Source organism: Pseudomonas fluorescens (genome assembly GCF_000967965.1).
Lineage (GTDB): Bacteria > Pseudomonadota > Gammaproteobacteria > Pseudomonadales > Pseudomonadaceae > Aquipseudomonas > Aquipseudomonas grandcourensis.
The window spans coordinates 26,404-48,172 of record NZ_LACC01000007.1; the positions used below are offsets into that span (position 1 = coordinate 26,404).

Sequence of the window (21,769 nt, forward strand, 5' to 3'; positions counted from 1 at the left end):
ATCAGGTAGTGGGTGTGGATGTCTCGATTGTTTTGCTTGAGCTACTCAATATCTGAGTGCAGTTGACGGATCGTTCCCAAGGAACGGTCTGACGGAGGATTAATGGATTTCTGGACCCTTTTCAAAGTGTTTATCCTGGGCGCGGTAGAGGGCCTGACTGAGTTTTTGCCCATCTCCAGTACGGGCCACCAGATTATTGTTGCGGACTTGCTGGACTTTGGCGGTGAACGCGCCATGGCGTTCAATATCATTATTCAGCTGGGCGCAATTCTTGCCGTTGTCTGGGAGTTTCGCCGCAAGATTTCAGAGATAGTCAAAGGACTGCCGACCCAGCGCAATGCACAACGTTTCACACTGAACTTGCTGATCGGTTTTCTTCCGGCCGTCGTTCTGGGTGTCTTGTTCGCCGACCAGATTCATCACTACCTGTTCAACCCGATCACCGTGGCAGTCGCATTGGTCGTGGGCGGCATTGTCATGTTGTGGGCGGAGCAGAGAGACCACGTGGTGCACGTCGACCATGTCGACGACATGCGCTGGTCGGATGCGCTGAAGGTGGGTTTCGCGCAATGCCTGGCGATGATCCCGGGCACTTCCCGCTCCGGATCGACCATTATCGGCGGCCTGCTGTTTGGCCTGTCGCGCAAGGCCGCCACCGAGTACTCGTTCTTCCTGGCGATGCCCACCATGGTCGGTGCCGCGGTGTATTCAGGCTACAAGTACCGGGAGCTGTTCCAGACCAGCGACCTGCCGGTTTTCGCCCTGGGCTTCGTCACAGCGTTCTTTTTCGCCATGATCGCCGTACGCGGCTTGCTCAAGTTCATTGCGAACCACAGCTATGCCGCCTTCGCGTGGTACCGGATCGTTTTCGGATTGTTGATCCTGGCAACCTGGGCATTCGGTTGGGTGAACTGGACGGCGGCGGCCGCCAGCTGACAGGTGCGCCAGGCGGGTCAAGCCGCCTGGCTGAAAAGGCGAGAACAACCGGGCATTAACGCCCTTCAAGCAACCCGGCAGCTTGATCCAGCAAGGCCAAGGGCTCCTTGGCCTTGTGGATATCCACCGACAACAACTGCCGAAACTTGCGCGCCCCCGGGAACCCGGTGCCCAGCCCAAGCACATGGCGAGTGATGTGGTGCATCGAACCGCCAGCGTCGATGTGTGCAGCGATATACGGCCGCAACTGCGCCAGTGCTTCGGCACGGGTGATCACCGGCGCCGTGCTGCCGAACAGCTGCTGGTCCACCTCGGCCATCACGTAAGGGTTGTGATACGCCTCGCGGCCCAACATCACACCGTCGAACGTCTGCAAATGCTCGTGGCAGGCCTCCAGCGTCTTGATTCCGCCGTTGAGGATAATCTCCAGCTCGGGAAAATCCGCCTTCAACCGCGCCGCCACGTCATAACGCAGGGGCGGGATGTCACGGTTCTCCTTCGGCGACAACCCCTCCAGAATCGCAATCCGCGCGTGCACGGTAAAACTGGTGCACCCGGCATCCCGCACCGTGCCGACGAAATCACACAGCTCCTCGTAACTGTCCCGCCCGTTGATCCCGATACGGTGCTTGACCGTCACCGGAATCGACACCGCATCACGCATCGCCTTCACACAATCGGCCACCAACTGCGGATGCCCCATCAGGCACGCGCCGATCATATTGTTCTGCACCCGATCACTCGGGCAGCCGACATTCAGGTTCACCTCGTCGTAACCATGCTCCTGCGCCATGCGCGCACACGCGGCCAGGTCCAGCGGGACACTGCCGCCGAGCTGCAGGGCGAGCGGGTGCTCGGCTTCGTTGTGTCGCAGGAAACGCTCGTGATCGCCGTTGAGCAGGGCACCGGTGGTGACCATTTCGGTGTAGAGCAAGGCGTTTTTCGACAATAGGCGCAGGAAGAAGCGGCAGTGGCGGTCGGTCCAATCCATCATGGGTGCAACAGAAAACCTCCTGGATACCGAATCGGCTGGATAGGCTAGGTTTTCTGTGGGTTTCATCGGCATTTCGCGACTTCTCATTTGCTGCGGTTTACTACGGTTTTTGCTTAATATTGAGAGAGCCTTGCTGCAATGTAGCAACGCAAACCACTCGTGTAGCAAAATCCATGGAGTCAATCACCGTTCGCAAGCGCAAGGATGGCTCTGCAGCGTACACAGCACTGATCCGCATCATGCAAATGGGTGTGACAGTTTATCAGGAAAGCCAGACCTTCGATTGCAAGACCACAACCCAAGCCAGGCTCAAGCGGCGCGAAACCGAGCTGGTCGAACCTGGTGCAATTGCCAAGGCCAATCGCATGGGCGTGACGGTCAAGGAAATGATCGAGCGCTACCGGGTATTGGCTTGCTAACCGCTAATGCGTTAATCGCCTCGATCGGCGATGCGAGGGACTTTAACAAAGGACGGTAATTGGCTGCCTGGTTAGGCCTCGTGCCTAGGCAGCACTCCGGCGGTGGAAAGCCGACGTTGTTAGGAATGAACAAACGAGAAGGCGCGTACCTACGAACCTTGATGATTCATGGCTCCCGCTCCCCCCACAAAAGCGAGTACCAACCGGATTGCCGGCGTCTTTCACGCCTGCATGGACGAGTCGTCGAGGTTTCATCGACGTAGATCACACCACTGATTGCACAGGCAATTACTTAGTGGGGGAAAGACAGGAAAGGCCGTGGTCGGCACCGTTCGCGCCGGACCAGGCAGTTGGAATGCGTGTAATCGATTGAGGCGTTGACCAGCAGGGGGGGGCGTCCATGAACGCCGGAACGCTGGTCGCGCGATTGCCTGATGCATCGAAACCCCTCGGCGTCCCGTTTCCGGGGGCCGAGGGCGCTAATGCCGGTAACGCTAGTCAGATTTTACCGAAATTGACACAGCAGTAGCCCATGTCGTCCTTCTCCTGCACCTGCCGGAAATCATACGGCACCCATTCGCAGCGCGTAATCAGGCCTGGGCTATTCAATCCTTTGAGAAATGGCAGCAGTCTGCCGTTACTCAAGTCGCCACCGTAACCGGTCTCAGACACATAGAGCACATGGATCGGTTTCTTGTCGCGCAAAAAGGCAAAATATGTCATGTGGTCCACTACGACATTTTCTGCCGACTCCGCAGGAATACCACATGACACCCCCAGCTTACTGATTGAATCCAAGTGAAGCTGAGACCCCAGCACCGGAATCGAAAGCGGCTGCCCGGGCAAACTCGATTGCGCGAAGGAGGAGTTGCGTGTGATACCAGGGGTCACGAGGGTTAACAGTGTCACCATCGACGCCATGGAAAGCAGCATTAACAGTGAATAGGCTAATAGTGTGGGTGTGTTACTCCGCTTCACTGCGCGCCGGGAGTGCATCAACAGGGCTGCGATGATGATCGACACAGGCATGAATTGATTAGCCGCATAAAAATTCTGGATGTTGTAAAAAAACGCATTGATTAAATCTGCGCCGACCAACAACAGCGCCAGCACGACAGACGCAGACACTTGGCGGCGAACCAATTGCAACAGAAATACCGCGATACTTACAATGTGGATTCCGATAATAAACGTGTACAGAGAGTAATAAATGGCAAGATTGAGGTACGGCAACGCTTCAAAGCTACCGACCATAGGAGGCAGCCAGCCCGATTGAAAAGTTTCATTAAAGGTCAGATGTATCAACAACCGGTCAGGAAAGCTTATTAAGTTGTTGTATGCGGCGCTGACAAACTCAGCCGGTGCAGAGAACAGCATACCCGGTAACAATGTGTTGAACGCCAGCATTTTTTGAATGTTCGGCGCATCCTGACAGCCCGCCAGCGCGCTGAAATAGTGAAAGTTCTGAATGCACAGAACCACGACGAACAGCCACAAGCCATAGCGAATCGCTTTGTGGTACGTTGCCGTCGCGAACCACACGGCCGCTAGCGCGAATGGCGCATAGAACATGCTCTTGGGGTGAGCATAGAAAAATAATGTCAGCAACAATGCCAACCCAACAGTCATCGCCACCTGCGCGCGCGCAGGCTTCTGCTCCTTGAAGAAGAGTGCCAACAAACAAAGCACCAGGATCGGCAGCATCAGAAGTTGTTCAGGACGCGACAAGGCCCACAGATAGGGTAGGACACCCAGTGAAGCCACCGCCACCAATCCAGCGAAACGCTGAAGAGCCCCTCCAACATCACGCGCCTGCGCCAAGCACCAATACGCGAGCAAGGCAAACCAGATCAGCGATAAAGAAATCCCGCTCACTCTCAAGCCAAAAGGACCCAGGTGGGCATAGATCGCCGACAGTAATATACCGGCCGGATAAAATACCCATGAAACTGTCCGCCCTGCAGTTGTTGTGCATTGTGGATAAAGGGTGACCGCATTTCCGTCCTCCAGAAATAGCCGCGCAACCCTGAATTTTGTCATGACTTCATCGGAGTAAACCGGAAGAAATACCCCGCTCAGTAATACAGCAAAGAACAATGCCAGAACAATTATTGGAATTTTATTTGTTAAAACATCTCTCATTCTTCAATACCCAGTCGATTTAAAAATCGATTATTCTATCTTCGTCAGTAAAGGCTTATTAATCGGCGCCAATGATAGCCCAATCCCAGCATTGAACCTGCATTGTATCCATCGAACCTGAAAGCTCTCTGGAAACTCCGGGTAAGCCCTCAGGTGTGCTGAAATGCGCTCTGACTACCTGAAGCGAGCCTATAAAATCACTTCGTTACGCCAGTTCGCCCGGTAATCCTCCATTTTTAGTACTCGCCAAAAGTAGAGGTCAGGCCACTAGTGTGCTGAGCGGTTAGTTCATTTATCTACTGGTAAGGATATACCGTGCGTCCAATGTCATGGGTGCAGCTACGCAGTGTGCAGATCAGCAATTGCACGCTGCGTGTTCCTCTTCAGGATACGGCGCGCTGTAGCGAGTCGACGATACCTGCCTGTTGTTCCGTTGTCAGCCCCATCCACAGTGGCAAGCGAATCAAGCACTCCGACAGGGTGTCTGTATTTGTCATCGCGCCATGTTGTCGGCCGTAGCGCAGTCCTGCCGGTGAGGAATGCAGCGGTACGTAATGGAACACCGGGTGGATATTGTCGTGTTTAAGTTTATCTAGCGTGCGTTGGCGATCGATGCCGGGAGCAAGCAAGACATAGTACATGTGTGCATTGTGTGTGCAATCTGCCGGAATGATCGGGCGGCGTACTGCGCCTGTCGATTCAAGCCCTTCGAGCGCTTGGTGATAGTGGTTCCAGCTGTCCAGGCGATTTTGTGTAATCGACTGTGCCTCTTCCAGCTGGGCCCAAAGAAAAGCGGCGGTCAATTCACCTGGCAGGTAGGAAGAACCGACTTCCTGCCAAGTGTACTTGTCCACTTCACCTCTGAAGAAACGGCTGCGGTCCGTACCTTTCTCCCGAATAACCTCGGCGCGTAATGACAGTGTCGGGTCGTTAACCAATAGCGCACCCCCTTCGCCGGATATCACGTTCTTGGTTTCATGGAAGCTATATGCGCCCAGATCACCAATACTGCCCAAGGCTCTTCCTTTATAGGAGGCCATGACCCCCTGCGCAGCATCCTCAACCACGCGGAGACCGTGCCGGCGGGCGATCTCCATAATCGTGTCCATTTCGCATGCGACGCCAGCGTAGTGAACCGGAACGATTGCCTTGGTGCGAGGTGTAATCGCAGCCTCAATCAAGCGTTCGTCCAGATTCAGTGTGTCTTTTCTGATATCGACAAACACCGGTACTCCACCGCGCAATACAAAAGCGTTGGCAGTGGAGACGAAGGTGTAAGAGGGCATGATGATCTCATCCCCAGGTTCAATATTCAGCAATAGGGCTGACATTTCCAGAGCAGCAGTACAAGAGTGCGTCAACAGTGCCTTTTCGCTGGCGGTGTACTGTTCAAGCCACTGATGGCAACGTCGAGTGAAGGGGCCGTCACCAGCAAGCTTATTAACGAACTTTGCTTCTGCAATATAGTAAAGTTCCTTTCCCGTCATGAAAGGGCGATTGAAGGGGATTTTAACGTCGCTCACTGTAGGTCTCCAGATTATTGTTTTTTGGCTAACAGCAAGAGTGAGCCGCCGAGAGGAAAGGTGATACCTACCTTCAAAAGGTCAAACTCTATCTTCATAACGAATTCAAGGAGCCGATTGGTCCGGTCAGAAATATCGAACTCGCTGTTTACTTGCGCATTTTTTTGACCGGGGCGCTGTCGTGCCAGCCACATCAAGGAGACGAGCAGGGTGACAAAGGATGTGACGTATTGAACCTCAAGGCCGGCGCGGCCAACCTTGTCGACAAGCTCGCGTCGAGTGTAGCGGCGCACATGACAGGCGCGTTCATCCGCCGCGGACCACAGCCACCGGTGCTGGGGAACGGTCAGCAATAGATGACCATCCTTATGCAGTGCACGGGAAAGGTTCGCCAGTACCTGTTCATCTTCATTGATATGTTCGATGACATCAAAAGCGCCAATTACATCAAATCGCTCTGCATCGTTCATGGCGCGCGCGTCCAGCTTTTCAAAGCTTGCGCCGGGCACGCGTCGACGTGCGTGCATCTGGCCTTCTTCGAAAAACTCGGTGCCGGAGAGTGTCGTTTCGGGAAATTCCTGGTGAGTCCCTTCCAGCACAAAGCCGGTACCACAACCAATCTCCAGGAAATTCCGGATTTTGCCGATGCGAGATTTCAGCACCCAAATGATCACGCGGTTACGGGCGCGAAACCACCAGTGGCGTGCCTCTGCCAGGGCAAGCACCTCAAAGGCGGACTTGGGGAGCGGGGTGCGATCTGGGGGCATCAATCTGGCTCTCTGTTTTAGTTTCTGTCCTTCTGGCGATTTTCCCGAATAGTATCCCACAAGTAAATAAAGCCACCGCAAGTGGCAGGGATCAGGGCCATTAGAATGTAGTTTGCCAGGGAGGCGCCTACAGCTATATTGGCTGGTACGTCTAGTAGACCATAAAAATAAACAAAAAAACCTTCGCGTACCCCAAGTCCGCCCACTGTTATTGGAACCATGGTCAGGATGGCGATGACTGGATAGAGAGCAAAGTGCTGAATGAAGGGGATGTCATAGCCATAGGCACGAAATACCAAATACACTACCGATATCAGGGATATTTGATAGCAGCAGATAAAAAGCAGGGATGACGTGAGCGCCTGCCGGTAGGGGAAGTTTATCGTGCTGGCATGAAGCTTTTGAATATACATCAGCAATAGAGCAAGTAACGAGTTTTTGACGGTGCGGTGGCTATAAAGTGCATGGATTTTTTTGCTGGTCAATATAATTTGGGTCACTACGGCTATGCTGCTAACGGCACCGACGGTCATGATGAGCAGCGTGTAGTTGTCTGATGCAGGTAAGAAGGGCAAGGCAAAAAGGGTAAAGGTACATAACACCAATAGTCCAATCATGCGCTCAATAATTACCGTACTGCCTGCGGTACCCCGCTTTTTCGGGTGGCGTCGTTCGATGTGAAGCATACGAAAGGCATCCGCTCCCTGTGTTGAGGGTAAAATCAAACCTTGAAATTGAGAGATCAGATTTATTTTCCAGAGGTTTGTTAACGCTTCGTCAATCGAATTGAGCCGCAGGAACACTTGCCAGCGGTTGGCAGAAAAAAAAGAACTCAAAGTGATTGGGATAATAGCAGCCAGCGCAAGGTAGTGCCATGCTGTAATGTCGCTGATTAATGCCGTTAGTTTAAGGTCAAATGTGTGTATGAGAAATGCACAGATAAAAAACGCGATCAACAATTTCAAAAACGTTAAAGGCATGCAGGGTGCTCAACGTAGGAGGGTGAGGCTAACGCTTTGTAGATAATAGGTTGGCGAACCCTGTCACGGTCGAGAACGGCATGAGGGAGAGTGAACATATTGTCTGCCTCCCCTACATGACAAGGGATGTCGGTTATTGCAGTTTTGATTTTATGTAAGCGGCCAGGTCATTGATGGTTTTAAGGTCTTCAATATCCTCGTCAGGTATCTCGATGACGTAGTGATCCTGGATAGACAGAATGATATTGAACATGCCGAGAGAGTCAACACCCTGGTCGCTCAGGCTAATATTGTCGCGTAGCGTTGAGGCATCTGCTACAACATCAGCCTGGGAAATGATGTTGATAAGTTGTTCTTTTGTCTGGGGCATGGTTAGTAATTCATCGTATAGGTGTTGAAGTTACCCCGGCCGGTACGTTTGTACTGCGGGAGGGAAGCTTGGTGGCATTGCTGGCAGTTGACGAGGTTGTCTGCAGGCTACTGAGCTGAGCGGTGGTCATGTTGCCACACTCCATGCAACAGAGGGGGGCTGCTCTGTTGCCTGCTTCAAAAAGATGTAGCACATTAGCAGCTGTCGAGAGAGGCGTGTAGTGTTGATCGTCGAGCCATAAACCTCGCTGAACCGGCACCTCGCCTTACTGCAAGGTTCGTGTGCAGCGGTAGGCTACTCGACTTTGAGGGCGCTGAAGTAGAGCATGCCGATATGTTCTGCATTGAGCTCAATGCGACTACGGGTCAATCGAGTGCCCAGCGTCTGCTCAAGTGTCAGCCCTACCCCGCTCAAGTCAGAACACGGCGGCCACTTCGGGCTTTCCCAGCGACAGAAAACCCACTGGCTGCCACTGGGTATGCTCAATTCCTTGAGATGCAGTGCCTTGTTCATGGATACCAGCACTTCGATCGGAGAGAAGTCATCTGGCATGGTCGTCAGGCTCACTGACCGATGGGCGGGTGTGAAAACACATTGTTTTTCAACCAGCGACTCGTCGTAAGCACATCGTGTATCGGCGCAACCTTCGGCTTGGATCAATTTGCCTTCATGATCAATACCATCGAGTTGAAAGGTGAAGGTAGCGACAGCCTCACCCGGCAATGATCGAGGGGTTGATCTAGGCCACCAGTGACAGGTGAGTAGGTGGTTGGTCATTCTACTGATTCTGAAGTCCAGCTTTTCGATCCGTGCGTGCGGTGCGTGGCGAGTGATGGCCTGCATCGTGGCATTGAGCATGTCGGACCCTTGTATGTAGGTTCGTTCGCCTTTGAATCCCAGTGATAGCTCGGTGAAGTGCATCACTTTTGTTTCCTTAGGTGGGCTGTCATGTTAGCCCTGTGATTGATTGCGAAGTTTCCAGAAACGACGCTGTTTGGCGCGATGTCGCTGATGACAACCGAGCCCATTTTTATTTGTACCGCGTCGCCAATCACAAGGCCCTGTGCGATGGAGCAAGAGGCGCCAACCCATGCTCCGGCCCCCAGGCGTGTGCGTCCTGCAACAACGGTGTTGCCAGAAATTACCGAGTTCTTGCCAATCACGGCGCCATGACCAACATTGGTCATGATGCCGATCTGGCAATTTTCTCTGATGGTTGTCGGCTGCTGGAACAAGGACCTGGCGATTACAGCGCCGGCAAGTATCTGGCAACCCGATTCAATGCGTACACCGCCCTGATGTTTGACCACCATCAGCGTGCCGTTGTCGTTGCGTAGCGTGATCAAGCCCTCGGCGCCTACCACTGCATTTGAACCGATGTAGACATTGTCCCCGATCTCGACAGGGCCTTCGATCACCACATTTGCTGAAATTTCGACATTGTTACCCAGTGTGGCCCGTGGCGAGATAACCGCGCTGGGGTGCAGCGTGCAATTTTCGCCGATGGTCGGTGTTTGCGCCGTTGCGTACTTTGCATCTTCACCCAACCGGTTGTAGAGGTGGAAAAAAGAGGTGCGTGGGTCGGCACAGAATACAATTGATTTTTCAGACGCTAATTCTTCATTTTTTAAACTTTCGGGGCACAGGACACACGCGACGTTGGGTGAGGCCAGGGCTTTTTGCAAATAGTGCAAGTTCTGACAGTAGACCAGTGCGCCTGGTGTTTGCGCATCGATTTCGTCGAGGTGTGCAAAGACCCCATCGTTCAAAATGTGTTCAGCAGGGAAATAATCCACGACGCGGTAAGCGGATGTCATCATTACTCCACATGCTCTTCAATAATGGGGAATTGACTAAGGTGGGTTGCATTTTCGACCAGTCGTCCGAGGTACTCGCCTTGCACACCCAGGGCCAGAAGGATGTTACCGGCGAGGAATGACAGCAGGATCGCCAGCGACGCCCAGCCTGGCACTACATGATCGGTCAGGAGGGTGCGCAGCAGAACATACATAGCGAAAAAAATGCTCGACGCACTGACCAGAAAGCCCCAGATCGACACGTAGCGAAGTGGCAACAGGGAGTAATTGACGATAAGGAACGAAAGCGTTTTGAACATCTTGCCAAGGGTGTAAGTGCTCGGGCCGCCATCGGCGCGTGGCGCGTGGCGAATACTCACGTTCGCCATCATGCTGACGGGCACCGAATTAAAAAGCATCGCGGCGATATGTGGGTGTGAACCCTGATATCTGACGAGCTGTCTTGCCACCTGTTGACTCATGGCCCTGTAGCTCGAGAGGCTGAAACCGGTCGGTTTGCCCATGACCTTGCTAACCAGTTTCTGGTTGATGCGCGAAGCCATGTTGCGCCAGGCGCTGTGTTGTTTTTCAGCCATTGGGATCTTACCGATGACGACATGCTTGCCAGCTTGAAGTTGATCAATAAACAGTGGGAGGTCTTCGGGGAAGCACTGCAGGTCATCGTCGATTGTCACGACATAGCGTTTGCCGGCATAGCCGATGCCGCACAGCGTAGCGTGTTGTTGTCCCTTGTTCTTCGCGAAGCGAACGACTTTGACTCTGCGGTCTTGTTCGTGAAGTGCCAGAGCGGCAAGCCACGTCTGGTCCGGGCTCGCGTCATCGACAAGAATAATCTCCCAGTCGTCGCAAATCTGATCAAGAGTTGCGCGCGCACGCTCGTAAAATTGCGGGAGCGTACTTGCGCTTTTATAAACGGGTACCACCAAGCTTACTGAGACGGTTTTATTAATCACCTTGAGCCTCATCCTGATCATTCGGTTGTGCGATGACGCATGCTGCTAACGGGTCCTGCCTGGATTTTGCAGGCTCGTAGAGTTGTTGTTTGCTACTTGGCATCGCGCGCAGAGGGGGGGAGGGTATGCTATATGCCATCCGATTGGTAATCCTCAGGGAGCCGGTCACCGAACACATGAACAACATTACTGCTCATGCAAGGTGGACCATCAGGCTCTACCAGCAGCCAGGCGTCGGACAACTGTGGACAGGGCACCGAACGAAGCATGTTGATTGGTCGGTTGAAGCCGCGGATTTTAAGCTATGGGGGGAAAGGTGTCACGGTGCTGGAAACTTTGCCTCTCGTTTTCAATCTGTTCGGGGGTGTAGTGGTCTGATTACCCCCCCTGAAAAAATTTAAGCAGGCGTTTTTTCATGTCTGGTCTGGCGCTGTCGATTCAGCAACTGGCGGTGGTGGAAGAGTTGTTGGTGAATCGAGCATTGGACAATGTCGATCCACAAGGCAGTGGGTGTGAGAGATCGCCAGGTGCGCACGGTTTCTGAACCAACGCTGTCACCCCCTAAAGTTTCATGTTGTCAGGCACAACCGAGGAATAGGATGTCCGCCAAAGGTCATGTCCCCCCGCGCCTCAACCCACAGGAATCAAAAAATGATCGCAAACCTCGTCAAAGTCTCGCTGATGGCCGGTGCTTTGTTGTTGAACGCCTGTTCGGGTGTGAACACCCACAGCGATTATTCGGTCGACTCCGTGCAACCTGCCGGCTTCGGCCCGGGGCCTACCAGCAACCCCGACAAAATGAATTTCCACGGCAGCGCGCTCGGCAATAGCTTTGGCGAATACGGTTCAGGTTTGCTGCACGACGACTGATACGCGCTCCGCAATGAAGAAGGGCGCTCCTTTGGGGGCGCCCTTTTTTGTGCGAAAAAACGATCCGTTACTTGGCGTCAGGCACCGCCAGCCACTGGCGCAGAATCTTCTGGTAGTTGCCTGTCGCCTTGGCCAGGTGCAGCCATTGATCGACGTACAGCTTCCAGGTGATGTCGTCGCGGGGCAGCAGGTAGGCTTTTTCGCCGTATTGCATGTAGTGCGTGGGGTTGACCGCGCACAGGCCCGGTTTGAGCTTCTGCTGGTACAGCGCCTCCGATGCGTCGGTGATCATCACGTCGGCTTTTTTATCCAGCAGTTCCTGAAAGATGCTCACGTTGTCGTGCAGTTGCAATTGGGCCTTGGGCAGGTAGGCGTGGACGAACGCTTCGTTGGTGCCGCCGGCGGGTTCGACCAGGCGAACCGAGGGTTGGTTGATCTGTTCGACGGTCTGGTACCGCGCCTGTTCTTCGCAGCGCACCAGGGGGATTTTGCCGTCGACGTCGAGGATACTGCTGAAGAAGGCTTTTTTCTGCCGTTCCAGGGTGACCGAGATGCCGCCCATGGCGATGTCGCACTTGCCGGCGAGCATGTCGGGCATCAGGGTTTTCCAGGTGGTGGGCACCCACTCGACCTTGACGCCAAGGCTGTCGGCCAGGGCGCGGGCCATGGCGATGTCGATGCCGGAATATTCGCCGTCCTCGGCTTTGAGGGTGTAGGGCTTGTAGTCGCCGGTGGTGCAGACGCGCAGTTGTCCCTGTTGCATGACGCTGTCCAGATGCGAAGGTTCTGCCTGGGCCCCAAGGGAGAGTGCGAGCAAGCCGCCGAGCATCATTGCTCTTTTGATTTTCGTCATTGTTGTCGGGCTTTTGTGCTGGAGTGGTTTTGAAGCAGAGAGTGTAGTGAAACTTTCACTGGTGTGAAAAATCAACGCCCCTTGAAGATTGCTCATTCCACTTCCGGGCTCAACGTCCCCAACCACGCCACCAACCCCACAATCAATACCGCCGCGGCCATTTCCACCACCACACTACGCCGAAGTGCATGGGCCGCCACGCGATATTGGCCCTCCCGCAACGACCGCTCCAGCAAGGGGCCAAGATGAAAGCGGTTCAACGCCGCCAACACCAGCATCCCGGCAAACAGCAGCACTTTGATCGCCAGCAGAATTCCGTAGTGGCTGAGTAAAACCTCATCGAGTTTGGGCCCGACGATGAACAGGTAGTTCACCACGCCGGTCACGGTGATGATCACAACGACCAGCGCACCGACAAGCTCAAATCGCATGACTGCGCGAGCCAGCAACCGTATCTGTGCTTCGGTTTGCAGGGCCCTGGGTTGCGCCATCAAGGCAAACGCCAGCAACGCGCCGAGCCAGGCGCCGGCCGCCAACAGGTGCAGGATGTCCGCAGTAAAGTGCCAGAAACGGCGACTGCCTTCGTCCATGGCGCCATGCCCGCTCCAGGCCAAACTGGCGAGGGTGATGCCGCCTGCAACGGAGGCGATCACCAGGCTGATACCGGGTGCGCGTGGGTTGAGCATCAACGCCAATCCCGCGACCGCAAATGCAATCATCCGCACGGCCCAGGCCAACCCGACATCTGTCTCGAACAGCATCATTTCGAGGTGAGGGCGCAACTCGGTAACGTCTGATTCGCCGCTCATGGCGCGGACCATCAGCACCATGCCGGCGACGGACAGCAGGGCGCCGAGTCCGGCTGTTGCCGTCAACAATCGGCGAAAGGGCAGCACCGTCCCGGATAACCGTTCCTGTCCCTTGAAGCTGTAGAGCCCGAACAGCGCCACGCCAAACAACAGCATCAAATCCACATACAACACAAACCGCAGCACGACGTTGGCCGAGTCGCTCATCGATCATTTCACTTTGAAGGTAACGTTACCGGTAATCGGGTGGGTGTCCGAGGACACCGCGCGCCATTCGACCTTGTAGGTGCCGGCAGTCAGGGGTGTTGTCGGGGTGATGAACATGCTCTTCGGGTCACTGCCGCCGCTGACTTTGGCCTTGACCGGCATCGGGGCATGGGCCATGCCGGCCATTTCGGTCATCAGCAGTTTGGCGCCGGAAAACTGGGTGACGAGGTTTTCGGAAAAGTGCAGTTCGATCTTGTCGGGTGGCGTACCTTCTGCGCCTTCCGCTGGGGTGGAGGCGAGCAGTTTGGGGTGTGCTTGAGCGAGGGTGCTAACAAGCAGGCCGCTGAGCAACGCGATTGCGACGGCGGTGGGTTTGATGATGCGCATGCAAGGTCCTTTACCGCTCGAGGCGGTTGTTGTTGGTTTGAGATGAATCTGTTCAGAACCACATCCGAATACCGAGCACGAGGCGGGTTTCGCTGCGGTCCTCGCCTTCATCGTCGGCGTAGTCGGCGGTGTTGCCGTAGGTGCGGTTCCAGGTCACGCCGAGGTAGGGCGCGAACTCCCGGCGGATTTCGTAGCGCAGGCGCAAACCAGCCTCGGTGTTGGACAGCCCGGCGCCGATACCCCGTTGCGGATCGTTTTTGCCGTAGGCATTGAGTTCGACGGTCGGCTGCAGGATCAGCCGATTGGTCAGCAGGATGTCGTAGTCGCCCTCCAGCCGCACGGCGCTCTGGCCGCCTTCGCCGATGAAGGCCGTGGCTTCGGCTTCGAAGTTGTACAGCGCCATGCCCTGCACGCCGAACGCGGCCCAGGTTTGCGGGGTGCCGGGTTTGAAGTCCTGGCGCACGCCGCTGACGACGTCCCACCACGGGGAAATGGCGTGGCCCCACAGGGCCTGGATTTCCGCGTCCTCGGTCACGCCGTTGGTGCGCTCGCCTTCGGAGCGCAGCCACAGGCGATCGATGTCACCGCCGACCCAACCGGACAAATCCCAGGCCAGGGTGCTGCCGTCATCGGCGTCCTGCCACTCCAGTTTGTCGGCGAGGAAGAATGAATTGAGCGTGCTGTCATGTACGTGGTGACCGGCGGGATCGGCATACACCGCAGCGCGATCGGCATCGGTCGGCACCGGGATCGGCGTACGGCTTTCGCTGGGGGCGGCGGGCTGCATCTGGCCGTCGTCCATGCCTTGCATCTGACCTTCGACCATGCCTTGCATCTGACCTTCGACCATGCCTTGCATTTGGCCGTGGTCCATCTGGCTGTGATCCATTCCTTGCATGTCATCGCTGGCGGCCATCGCCGTCGAGGTCGCGAGTGCGAAAAAAAACGGGGTGAATCGAATCATGGGGTGCGCCTCATTCTTCCACGCGAACTTCACGGAACATGCCCATTTCCATGTGGTACAGGAGATGGCAGTGATAGGCCCAACGGCCGAGCGCATCGGCCGTGACCCGATAGCTGCGCCGGGAGCCGGGTGGCATGTCGATGGTGTGTTTGCGCACCATGAACTGGCCGTTCTCGTCTTCGAGGTCGCTCCACATTCCGTGCAGGTGGATGGGGTGCATCATCATCGTGTCGTTGACCAGGACGATTCGCAGCCGCTCGCCGTACTTGAGGCGCAGGGGCTCGGCATCAGAGAACTTCACGCCGTTGAACGACCAGGCGAATTTTTCCATGTGGCCGGTCAGGTGCAACTCGATGGTGCGGCCAGGCTCGCGGCCGTCCGGGTCTTCGAAGGTGCTGCGCAGGTCGGAATAGGTGAGCACGCGACGACCGTTGTTGCGCAGGCCCATGCCGGGGTCGTCGAGTTTCGGTGAGGTGGACATGGCTTGCATGTCCACCAGCGGGTTGTCGGTTTCCGAGGCCGGGTGGGACTGCATGCCGGGCATGTCGCCCATGGCCATGTTGCTGTGATCCATGCCCGCCATGCTGCCGTGGTCCATGCCGCCCATGCCCATGTCATCCATGGTCACCAAGGGGCGCGGGTCCAGTGGCGGCAGCGGCGCAACCTGTCCCGCTTTCACCGCCAGGGTGCCCCGTGCGTATCCGGTGCGATCCATCGCCTGGGCGAACAGGGTGTAGGCCGCTTCGGTCGGTTCGACGATGACGTCGAAGGTTTCGGCCACGGCAATGCGAAACTCGTCGACGCTCACCGGTTTGACGTGCAGGCCATCGGCGGCGACCACGGTCATTTTCAGGCCGGGGATGCGCACGTCGAAGTAGGTCATGGCCGAGCCGTTGATGAAGCGCAGCCGCAGCTTTTCCCCCGGGCGGAACACTCCGGTCCAGTTCGAATCCGGCGCCTGGCCGTTCAACAGGTAGGTGTAAGTGGCGCCGCCGACGTCCGCCAGGTCGGTGGGGTTCATCTTCATCTCGGCCCACATCTTGCGATCGGCGACGGTCGGCCCCCAGCCTTTTTCGCTGACGTCGTGGATGAAGTCGCCCACGGTGCGTTTGTTGAAGTTGTAGTAATCGGACTGTTTTTTCAGGGTCTTCATCAGGCTGACCGGGTCTTCGTCGGTCCAGTCGCTGAGCATCACCACGTAGTCGCGGTCGTACTGGAACGGCTCCGGGTCTTTGGCGTCGATCACCAGCGGGCCGTAGACGCCAGATTGCTCCTGAAACCCCGAATGGCTGTGATACCAGTAGGTACCGTTCTGGCGCACGATGAACTGGTAGACGTACATGCCGCCCGGCTCGATGCCCTTGAAGCTCAGCCCCGGCACGCCGTCCATGTTGGCCGGCAGCAAGATGCCGTGCCAGTGAATGGAGGTGCTGTCCTTGAGTCTGTTGCGCACCCGCAGCGTCACCGTATCGCCTTCACGCCAGCGCAGCATTGGGCCGGGGATGCCACCGTTGATGGTCATCGCGGTGCGCGGGCTGCCGCTGTAGTTGACCGGGGATTCGCCGATGAACAGCTCGAAATCATTACCGGCCAACACCTGGGGTTCGCCGGGGCTGCTGATCGCCCAGACCGGCGTGCGCCATAACCCGAGGCCGCCGCAGAGCCCGCCGATGGCCAGGCCTTTGACGAAGGTGCGTCTTGAAGTGTGGGAGTGCATGCCGTGTGTTCCGCCCGTCAGCCTGTTGAACTTGTCGACGAGGCTAGCGGGCGGTGCCTTTCAGCAGGCTGAGGCGGGGATTACAGTTTTGACAGGTTGGGCGTCGCTTTCTGGCTTGAAGTGGACTTTTCCCTTGAGGCCACGGTGTCGCCGCCGCAGTTGATGTAGGAAGACGACTTCAGCCAGCGTTGGTCCGGGTAGTAGGAAAACAACAACTGCCCGTCCTTCATCGAATCGATCAGCCGATGGGCAATTGCAGGCCTGACGGCCGGGCATCCCAGGCTGCGGCCGATGCGGCCATTGGCGCGGGCCAGCACCGGGCTGACATAGGGCGCGCCGTGAATGACGATGGCCCGGTCAAAGGCGTTATCGTTGAAGCCGGGCTCCAGGCCTTCCATGCGCAACGAGTAACCGTTCTGGCCGAGGTAGCTTTGCTGGGTGCGGAACAGGCCGAGGCTGGTGGCGTGGCTTTCGTTGCGGTTGGAGAACAGCGTGGCCATGTTTTCACCGCTGTTGCGGCCATGGGCGACCAGTTCGTGAAACAGCAACTTGCGCCGCTTAAGATCGAAGACCCACAGGCGTTGTTCGGTCGAGGGCAGCGAGTAATCGATCACCGCCAGTCTTTGGGCGGGGGCAACACCTTGGGCACGGCTGCATTGGGTGGCGCGAACGGCCAGGGCAATCACTTTGGCGTCGGCGCCGGGTGCTGCTTTGACCAGCGCGTTTTCAAGCGAATCGGCGTAGGCTGACGTTACTGAAAGGCACGTCAGTAAAATGGCAAATAAAAGGCCAAAGCGGTTTAGCGCCATAGTCGGGTCTCATCATGATAATTTCGAGTCTAGCAGCGAGTGGAAAGCTAGCCGTTTGAAACGGAGGATTAAGGATTATCCATGGTGCAATTAACAAGGTCATTCGTCATAAGCCGCATGTTTTTTATGGGCTTTCTGATCAGCGGTGCGGCGTTTGGGCAAACTTCGCCGATTGAGCCGGTATCTGCGGCAAGCAGCGCAAATGATGCCGCGGCGCCCGACGACGCAGTCGGCCAAGCGATTCAGGCGACGCTAGAACCGCTGCGGTCGGCTTTTCCGCCGCTGCTCACCTCCAGGCGTCATCAGCGTGTCGATGTCAGCCGGGTGGTGCTGGATTTCTATATGCATCGCAACTATCGCGCCGCGTGGACGGACGATCGTGACGTGGCGCAATTGCTCAAGAGCCTCGAAGACACCCGTATCGACGGCCTGAATCCGGCGGATTTCCGTATCTCCGAACTGGCCCAGGCCCATGAATCGCTGGTGGCCGCCATGCCTTCCACGGCGCAACGGGCGATGTTCGACATGGCGGCCACCCGCACCTTCATCACCGCGCTGCTGCAACTGCGGCGGGGCAAGGTCGATCCGGCGCGCTTGGACATTCACTGGAATTTCGATCCGGCTGGCGGTGATGCCCGGGAGGACATGAACAACCTGTTTGCCGCCCTCGATGCCCATGACGTGGCGCGTGCATTCGCCGATGCGCCGCCTCAGGAAATGATTTACCGCAATTTGCGTGAAGGCCTGGCCCGGTTGCGCCAGGTCCGGGACGCGGGTGGCTGGCCGAAAGTCATCGAAGGTCAATCGCTCAAGCCCGGCATGGACGGGGTGGCGGTCACACAATTGCGTGCGCGTCTGGTGGTGGGCGGTTACCTGGACCCGCACCTGTCGAAAAAGGCCGGTTACGACGACAAGGTCATTGCCGCGGTGAAGAGGTATCAGACCGAGCAATACCTGGGGGCCGATGGCGTGGCGGGGGCGGCGACGCTGGCGGCACTGAACGTGCCGGTCGAGGCGCGGATCGATCAGGTGCGGGTCAACATGGAGCGCGCCCGGTGGCTGTTGTACAAGCTTCAGGGAACCTTCGTGATCGTCGATATCGCCGGCTACAAGGTGGCGATGTACCGCGACGGTCTGCCGATCTGGCATTCACGGGTGCAGGTCGGTAAACCGGTGCGCAGTACGCCAGTGTTCCAGGCCGAAATCACCTACATCACGTTCAACCCGACCTGGACCGTGCCGCCGACCATCCTCAAGCAGGACGTGATTCCGAAAGTCCAGAACGATCCGGGTTATCTGGCGGCCAACCGGATTCGCGTGCTTGACCGCGAAGGCAATGTGCTCGATCCGTCGGACGTTGACTGGAGCAATCCGCGGGGCATTCACCTGCGTCAGGATGCCGGCCCCGACAGTTCGCTGGGGCAGGTGGTGATCCGTTTCCCCAACGACTATGCGATTTACCTGCATGACACGCCGCACCGCGAACTGTTTGCCAAAACGGTCCGGGCCACCAGTTCAGGCTGCATCCGCGTGGAAAACCCGCTGCAACTGGTCGAACTGTTGTTCAACGACCCAGTGCGCTGGAACAGCGCCGGCATTCAGAAGCAGTTGGCCAATGGCCGGACCGAGAACATCCTGCTGCCGGTGAAAGTGCCGGTGCTGTTGGCCTATTGGACCGTGGACCTGAGCAATGACGGACGGGTGACGTTTAAGCCCGACATTTATGATTACGATGCCAGGGTGCTGCAGGGCTTGAGTCAGCCTGCGAAGTTGCCAGCCCTGGACTTGCGTCGCGTAGAGATACCGCTGGTGGTGACGGGGCAGAACCAACAGCAATGACCAAACCCGGACACTGTAGGAGTGAGCCTGCTCGCGATGAGGGAGGCACATTCAGAAGTGATGTGACCGACAGTCCGCTATCGCGAGCAGGCTCGCTCCTACAGGATTTGTGGCACTCGATAGACTGGCATTCAGCTAATCCCCTAAAGCGCCAACCCTTGTTGCACCACGACAAGCAGATCGGTTTCCGTCAGCGCCACCGCATCCAGCTGCGCGGTGGCCTGCTCGATCGTTTGTAGCCACCAGTGTGTTTCACCGTGTTCGTCCACGGTGCGCAACAGGGCGAGTTCGTTGCCTGTCGTGTGGATCTCGACCCGCCCCTCGCCATCGGCGGTGAAGCGTGCAACCGGGTCAAAGGTAATGCTGTGTTCGTTGCCGGTGATCACCAACTGGTCGATGGCGTAGTCGTAAGCGTCGCCATCGGGGTGACTCTCGAACACGTGGGTGGGGTTGCGCCGCAGGACCAGGCCCGCTTCGGTCAAGGGCAGCAGCCAGGCCTCTATCCGTTGATACAGTTCGTAGACCTGGCCCGGCCAGCCATCGATCGCCTGATCCGCGCTGGTCAGCCGTGTCTGTTTCAATTTTGCGGCGAGCTCGTCTGCTTTGCTCATGTCGATTCCCTGTTTTGAGGTCAGTCTAATCGTAGCTCGTTGACGCACAGGTAGCGCTTGCCCCGGATCATGTTTGCCGCTCAGGCCGGGCAGGTGTGATACCTCTGGGCAAGTGGCCACCCATTTATCCTGGATAACCCCGTAAACTACGGCCCACAAAGACTGAGGGCTTTGGGTTGTTGCCCGCGCCTTGCCCCCGACAGGATGAACTTTTGCCCACGCGCTTTAACGACCCGGACCACACCCCTGGCATCGCATTGAAACGCATACCGTTGCGCAAGGCCGCGGTATTGTTCATTGCCACGGTGTGCCTGTGCCTGTGCGGTTTGCTCTACCTGCAACTGGAACAGTCCCGTCGCCATGACCTGAGCCTGGCGCAAGTGGCGTCTTCGAACCTGACGCGGGCCATGGCGCAGCAAGCCGAAGACACCTTCATGAAGGCCGACCTGGTGCTGACCAGCCTGGTGGACTGGATTCAGGTCGACGGTTTCGGCCCGGACCAGCGGCCACGCTTGCAGCAGACCTTCGCCCGGCGGGTGCTGGCGCTGGATCAGTTGCACGGCATCCTGCTGTTCGACCAGAAGGGCCAGTGGGTGGTGACCTCGTTTGAAAACCTGCCGCGGGGGCCCGGCGTCGCCGATCGCGAGTACTTCAAGTACCACCAGCAGAACGTATCGTCCGTGGCGCATATCGGCCCGGCCATCCGCAGTCGGGAAAACGGCGAGTGGATCATTCCGATTTCCAAACGGGTCAACGACAGGAACGGGCATTTCCAGGGCGTGTTGCTGGCCGGCATCAAGATGTCGTACTTCGACCAGTTCTTCAAAAGCTTCAGCCTCGACGACAACGGCTCGATGTTTCTCGGCCTGACCGATGGCACGTTGTTGGCGCGTCGACCTTTTGTAGAAGCGCAGATCGGTGTATCGCTGGCCCAGAGCGAGATCTTCCAGAAGTTCCTGCCACTGGCCACCTCCGGCAATGCGATGTTCACGTCCATCATCGATGGAGTGACGCGCATGTACGGTTACCGACAGCTGGAGGGGTATCCGCTGGTGGTCACCGCTGCGTCGTCCACGGAGTCCATTCTCGCGGGCTGGTACGACACGGCGTTTCGCTCCAGCCTCATCGTTGCCCTGGTGTTGCTGGGCGTGGGGCTGTTCGGGTGGGTGTTCCTGCATCAGGTGCGTGTCGGCGAGCGGGTCGAGTCGGATTTGCGCAGGGCCCAGCAAGCGCTGGAGCTGATCGCCACCCACGACAGCCTGACCGGGCTGGCCAACCGCCGACTGTTCGAGCGGGCGCTGGACGTCGAGTTCGGGCGCGGCGCCCGGCAGGCCAGCCCGTTGAGCCTGATCATGCTCGATATCGATTACTTCAAGCGCTACAACGACACCTACGGCCACGTGGTGGGAGATCACTGCCTGGCCGAAGTGGCGCGCGCGCTGAAGAGTTGCTGCCACCGCAAGGCCGATCTGGCGGTGCGTTACGGCGGCGAAGAGTTTGCGGTGCTGCTACCGGACACCGACATCCATGGCGCCATGACGATTGCCGAGCAGATCCGCCGCAGCGTCATCGACAGGCACATCAGTCACACTGGCTCGCCCAATGGCTGTGTGACGGTCAGTCTGGGTTGCTATTCGTTTGTGCCGTCGGGGCGTGACAGCATGGACGTGTTCGTCGAGCGGGCGGATGCGGCGTTGTATCAGGCCAAGCATTCGGGGCGAAACCGCGTGGCAACCTTGTCGATGGCCGGCGGTGTCGAGGCCTTGATGCGCTCTGACCGCTGAAGTGCTTGTGCTGCGGGT

20 protein-coding genes and 3 pseudogenes are annotated in these 21,769 nt (G+C 57.1%); 7 read left to right on the forward strand and 16 right to left on the reverse strand.

Annotated features, from left to right (window positions below):
* Nucleotides 1–102 precede the first annotated feature (102 nt).
* Nucleotides 103–936 carry an undecaprenyl-diphosphate phosphatase gene (locus tag VC35_RS04720; RefSeq protein WP_046038104.1) on the forward strand — a complete coding sequence of 278 codons (834 nt, stop codon included), beginning with the start codon at nucleotides 103–105 and terminating at the stop codon, nucleotides 934–936.
* 55 nt (nucleotides 937–991) lie between these two features.
* Here the strand turns inward: VC35_RS04720 and dusA are convergent, their stop codons facing one another.
* On the reverse strand, nucleotides 992–1,996 hold the full coding sequence (gene dusA / locus VC35_RS04725; RefSeq protein ID WP_080925261.1) for a tRNA dihydrouridine(20/20a) synthase DusA: 1,005 nt from the start codon (nucleotides 1,994–1,996) through the stop codon (nucleotides 992–994).
* Nucleotides 1,997–2,103: 107 nt separating this feature from the next.
* Here dusA and VC35_RS04730 point away from each other — a divergent pair.
* A pseudogene (locus VC35_RS04730) lies at nucleotides 2,104–2,331 on the forward strand (site-specific integrase); the annotation flags it as partial.
* Nucleotides 2,325–2,531: pseudogene (locus tag VC35_RS29445) on the forward strand (transposase); the annotation flags it as partial. The pseudogenes VC35_RS04730 and VC35_RS29445, both read left to right, overlap by 7 nt.
* Nucleotides 2,532–2,847: 316 nt before the next feature.
* On the opposite strand, the gene VC35_RS04735 reads toward VC35_RS29445, so the two are convergent.
* The 8 genes from VC35_RS04735 to VC35_RS04770 form a co-directional block, all read right to left on the reverse strand.
* Complete coding sequence (locus VC35_RS04735; protein ID WP_046038107.1) at nucleotides 2,848–4,491, reverse strand: hypothetical protein; 1,644 nt, start codon at nucleotides 4,489–4,491, stop codon at nucleotides 2,848–2,850.
* 383 nt (nucleotides 4,492–4,874) lie between these two features.
* Nucleotides 4,875–6,014: a dTDP-4-amino-4,6-dideoxygalactose transaminase gene (rffA, locus tag VC35_RS04740; RefSeq protein ID WP_080925257.1), complete on the reverse strand. Its 1,140-nt coding sequence runs from the start codon at nucleotides 6,012–6,014 to the stop codon at nucleotides 4,875–4,877.
* A gap of 14 nt (nucleotides 6,015–6,028) precedes the next feature.
* On the reverse strand, nucleotides 6,029–6,781 hold the full coding sequence (locus tag VC35_RS04745) for a class I SAM-dependent methyltransferase (RefSeq protein ID WP_046038109.1): 753 nt from the start codon (nucleotides 6,779–6,781) through the stop codon (nucleotides 6,029–6,031).
* Between the two features lie 17 nt (nucleotides 6,782–6,798).
* Nucleotides 6,799–7,761 (reverse strand): lysylphosphatidylglycerol synthase transmembrane domain-containing protein, encoded by a 963-nt coding sequence (locus VC35_RS04750; protein ID WP_046038110.1) that lies wholly within the window; start codon nucleotides 7,759–7,761, stop codon nucleotides 6,799–6,801.
* Between the two features lie 133 nt (nucleotides 7,762–7,894).
* Nucleotides 7,895–8,131, reverse strand: a complete 237-nt coding sequence (locus tag VC35_RS04755; protein ID WP_052960539.1) for an acyl carrier protein — start codon at nucleotides 8,129–8,131, stop codon at nucleotides 7,895–7,897.
* 294 nt (nucleotides 8,132–8,425) lie between these two features.
* On the reverse strand, nucleotides 8,426–9,052 hold the full coding sequence (locus VC35_RS04760; RefSeq protein WP_046038112.1) for a hypothetical protein: 627 nt from the start codon (nucleotides 9,050–9,052) through the stop codon (nucleotides 8,426–8,428).
* Complete coding sequence (locus VC35_RS04765) at nucleotides 9,052–9,948, reverse strand: DapH/DapD/GlmU-related protein (protein WP_046038113.1); 897 nt, start codon at nucleotides 9,946–9,948, stop codon at nucleotides 9,052–9,054. The genes VC35_RS04760 and VC35_RS04765 overlap by 1 nt, the downstream gene beginning before the upstream one ends.
* A gap of 2 nt (nucleotides 9,949–9,950) precedes the next feature.
* The gene (locus tag VC35_RS04770; RefSeq protein WP_185754737.1) at nucleotides 9,951–10,901 is read right to left on the reverse strand and encodes a glycosyltransferase family 2 protein; all 951 of its coding nucleotides are present in this window, start codon (nucleotides 10,899–10,901) and stop codon (nucleotides 9,951–9,953) included.
* 424 nt (nucleotides 10,902–11,325) lie between these two features.
* Here VC35_RS04770 and VC35_RS29890 point away from each other — a divergent pair.
* Together VC35_RS29890 and VC35_RS04775 are read left to right on the forward strand one after the other, a co-directional pair.
* Nucleotides 11,326–11,445 (forward strand): annotated as a pseudogene (locus tag VC35_RS29890) (DUF6124 family protein); the annotation flags it as partial.
* 107 nt (nucleotides 11,446–11,552) lie between these two features.
* On the forward strand, nucleotides 11,553–11,771 hold the full coding sequence (locus tag VC35_RS04775; RefSeq protein ID WP_046038115.1) for a hypothetical protein: 219 nt from the start codon (nucleotides 11,553–11,555) through the stop codon (nucleotides 11,769–11,771).
* A gap of 67 nt (nucleotides 11,772–11,838) precedes the next feature.
* Here the strand turns inward: VC35_RS04775 and VC35_RS04780 are convergent, their stop codons facing one another.
* The 6 genes from VC35_RS04780 to VC35_RS04805 all read right to left on the reverse strand — a co-directional run bounded on the left by VC35_RS04780 (nucleotide 11,839) and on the right by VC35_RS04805 (nucleotide 17,517).
* The gene (locus VC35_RS04780) at nucleotides 11,839–12,600 is read right to left on the reverse strand and encodes a transporter substrate-binding domain-containing protein (protein ID WP_404942344.1); all 762 of its coding nucleotides are present in this window, start codon (nucleotides 12,598–12,600) and stop codon (nucleotides 11,839–11,841) included.
* 116 nt (nucleotides 12,601–12,716) lie between these two features.
* The gene (gene copD, locus VC35_RS04785) at nucleotides 12,717–13,640 is read right to left on the reverse strand and encodes a copper homeostasis membrane protein CopD (RefSeq protein ID WP_046038117.1); all 924 of its coding nucleotides are present in this window, start codon (nucleotides 13,638–13,640) and stop codon (nucleotides 12,717–12,719) included.
* A gap of 3 nt (nucleotides 13,641–13,643) precedes the next feature.
* Nucleotides 13,644–14,027 carry a copper homeostasis periplasmic binding protein CopC gene (gene copC, locus VC35_RS04790; RefSeq protein ID WP_046038119.1) on the reverse strand — a complete coding sequence of 128 codons (384 nt, stop codon included), beginning with the start codon at nucleotides 14,025–14,027 and terminating at the stop codon, nucleotides 13,644–13,646.
* A gap of 52 nt (nucleotides 14,028–14,079) precedes the next feature.
* Nucleotides 14,080–14,991: a copper resistance protein B gene (locus VC35_RS04795; RefSeq protein ID WP_046038121.1), complete on the reverse strand. Its 912-nt coding sequence runs from the start codon at nucleotides 14,989–14,991 to the stop codon at nucleotides 14,080–14,082.
* 10 nt (nucleotides 14,992–15,001) lie between these two features.
* A complete protein-coding gene (locus VC35_RS04800) occupies nucleotides 15,002–16,708 on the reverse strand; it encodes a copper resistance system multicopper oxidase (protein ID WP_046038123.1) in 1,707 nt (568 codons plus the stop codon).
* A gap of 80 nt (nucleotides 16,709–16,788) precedes the next feature.
* Nucleotides 16,789–17,517, reverse strand: a complete 729-nt coding sequence (locus VC35_RS04805) for a murein L,D-transpeptidase catalytic domain family protein (protein WP_046038125.1) — start codon at nucleotides 17,515–17,517, stop codon at nucleotides 16,789–16,791.
* Nucleotides 17,518–17,598: 81 nt separating this feature from the next.
* Here VC35_RS04805 and VC35_RS04810 point away from each other — a divergent pair, with 81 nt between their 5' ends.
* Entirely contained in the window at nucleotides 17,599–19,356 is a 1,758-nt protein-coding gene (locus VC35_RS04810; RefSeq protein ID WP_046038127.1) for a L,D-transpeptidase family protein, read from the forward strand.
* Nucleotides 19,357–19,499: 143 nt separating this feature from the next.
* Here VC35_RS04810 and VC35_RS04815 read toward each other — a convergent pair whose 3' ends face one another.
* Nucleotides 19,500–19,967 (reverse strand): hypothetical protein, encoded by a 468-nt coding sequence (locus VC35_RS04815; RefSeq protein WP_046038129.1) that lies wholly within the window; start codon nucleotides 19,965–19,967, stop codon nucleotides 19,500–19,502.
* A gap of 212 nt (nucleotides 19,968–20,179) precedes the next feature.
* Between VC35_RS04815 and VC35_RS04820 the strand changes: the two genes are divergently transcribed.
* Nucleotides 20,180–21,751 (forward strand): sensor domain-containing diguanylate cyclase, encoded by a 1,572-nt coding sequence (locus VC35_RS04820; RefSeq protein WP_046038130.1) that lies wholly within the window; start codon nucleotides 20,180–20,182, stop codon nucleotides 21,749–21,751.
* Nucleotides 21,752–21,769 lie beyond the last annotated feature (18 nt).

Excerpts from the sequence above, each read along its gene's own strand:
- VC35_RS04810 (WP_046038127.1), top strand. The coding sequence starts at position 17,599 with ATGGTGCAATTAACAAGGTCATTCGTCATAAGCCGCATGTTTTTTATG.
- VC35_RS04755 (WP_052960539.1), bottom strand. The coding sequence starts at position 8,131 with ATGCCCCAGACAAAAGAACAACTTATCAACATCATTTCCCAGGCTGAT.
- VC35_RS04780 (WP_404942344.1), bottom strand. The coding sequence starts at position 12,600 with ATGCTCGGCGGCTTGCTCGCACTCTCCCTTGGGGCCCAGGCAGAACCT.
- VC35_RS04745 (WP_046038109.1), bottom strand. The coding sequence starts at position 6,781 with ATGCCCCCAGATCGCACCCCGCTCCCCAAGTCCGCCTTTGAGGTGCTT.
- VC35_RS04775 (WP_046038115.1), top strand. The coding sequence starts at position 11,553 with ATGATCGCAAACCTCGTCAAAGTCTCGCTGATGGCCGGTGCTTTGTTG.
- copC (WP_046038119.1), bottom strand. The coding sequence starts at position 14,027 with ATGCGCATCATCAAACCCACCGCCGTCGCAATCGCGTTGCTCAGCGGC.
- VC35_RS04735 (WP_046038107.1), bottom strand. The coding sequence starts at position 4,491 with ATGAGAGATGTTTTAACAAATAAAATTCCAATAATTGTTCTGGCATTG.
- copD (WP_046038117.1), bottom strand. The coding sequence starts at position 13,640 with ATGAGCGACTCGGCCAACGTCGTGCTGCGGTTTGTGTTGTATGTGGAT.
- VC35_RS04750 (WP_046038110.1), bottom strand. The coding sequence starts at position 7,761 with ATGCCTTTAACGTTTTTGAAATTGTTGATCGCGTTTTTTATCTGTGCA.
- VC35_RS04815 (WP_046038129.1), bottom strand. The coding sequence starts at position 19,967 with ATGAGCAAAGCAGACGAGCTCGCCGCAAAATTGAAACAGACACGGCTG.
- VC35_RS04765 (WP_046038113.1), bottom strand. The coding sequence starts at position 9,948 with ATGACATCCGCTTACCGCGTCGTGGATTATTTCCCTGCTGAACACATT.
- VC35_RS04720 (WP_046038104.1), top strand. The coding sequence starts at position 103 with ATGGATTTCTGGACCCTTTTCAAAGTGTTTATCCTGGGCGCGGTAGAG.
- VC35_RS04795 (WP_046038121.1), bottom strand. The coding sequence starts at position 14,991 with ATGATTCGATTCACCCCGTTTTTTTTCGCACTCGCGACCTCGACGGCG.
- VC35_RS04805 (WP_046038125.1), bottom strand. The coding sequence starts at position 17,517 with ATGGCGCTAAACCGCTTTGGCCTTTTATTTGCCATTTTACTGACGTGC.
- VC35_RS04800 (WP_046038123.1), bottom strand. The coding sequence starts at position 16,708 with ATGCACTCCCACACTTCAAGACGCACCTTCGTCAAAGGCCTGGCCATC.
- VC35_RS04760 (WP_046038112.1), bottom strand. The coding sequence starts at position 9,052 with ATGCACTTCACCGAGCTATCACTGGGATTCAAAGGCGAACGAACCTAC.
- dusA (WP_080925261.1), bottom strand. The coding sequence starts at position 1,996 with ATGAAACCCACAGAAAACCTAGCCTATCCAGCCGATTCGGTATCCAGG.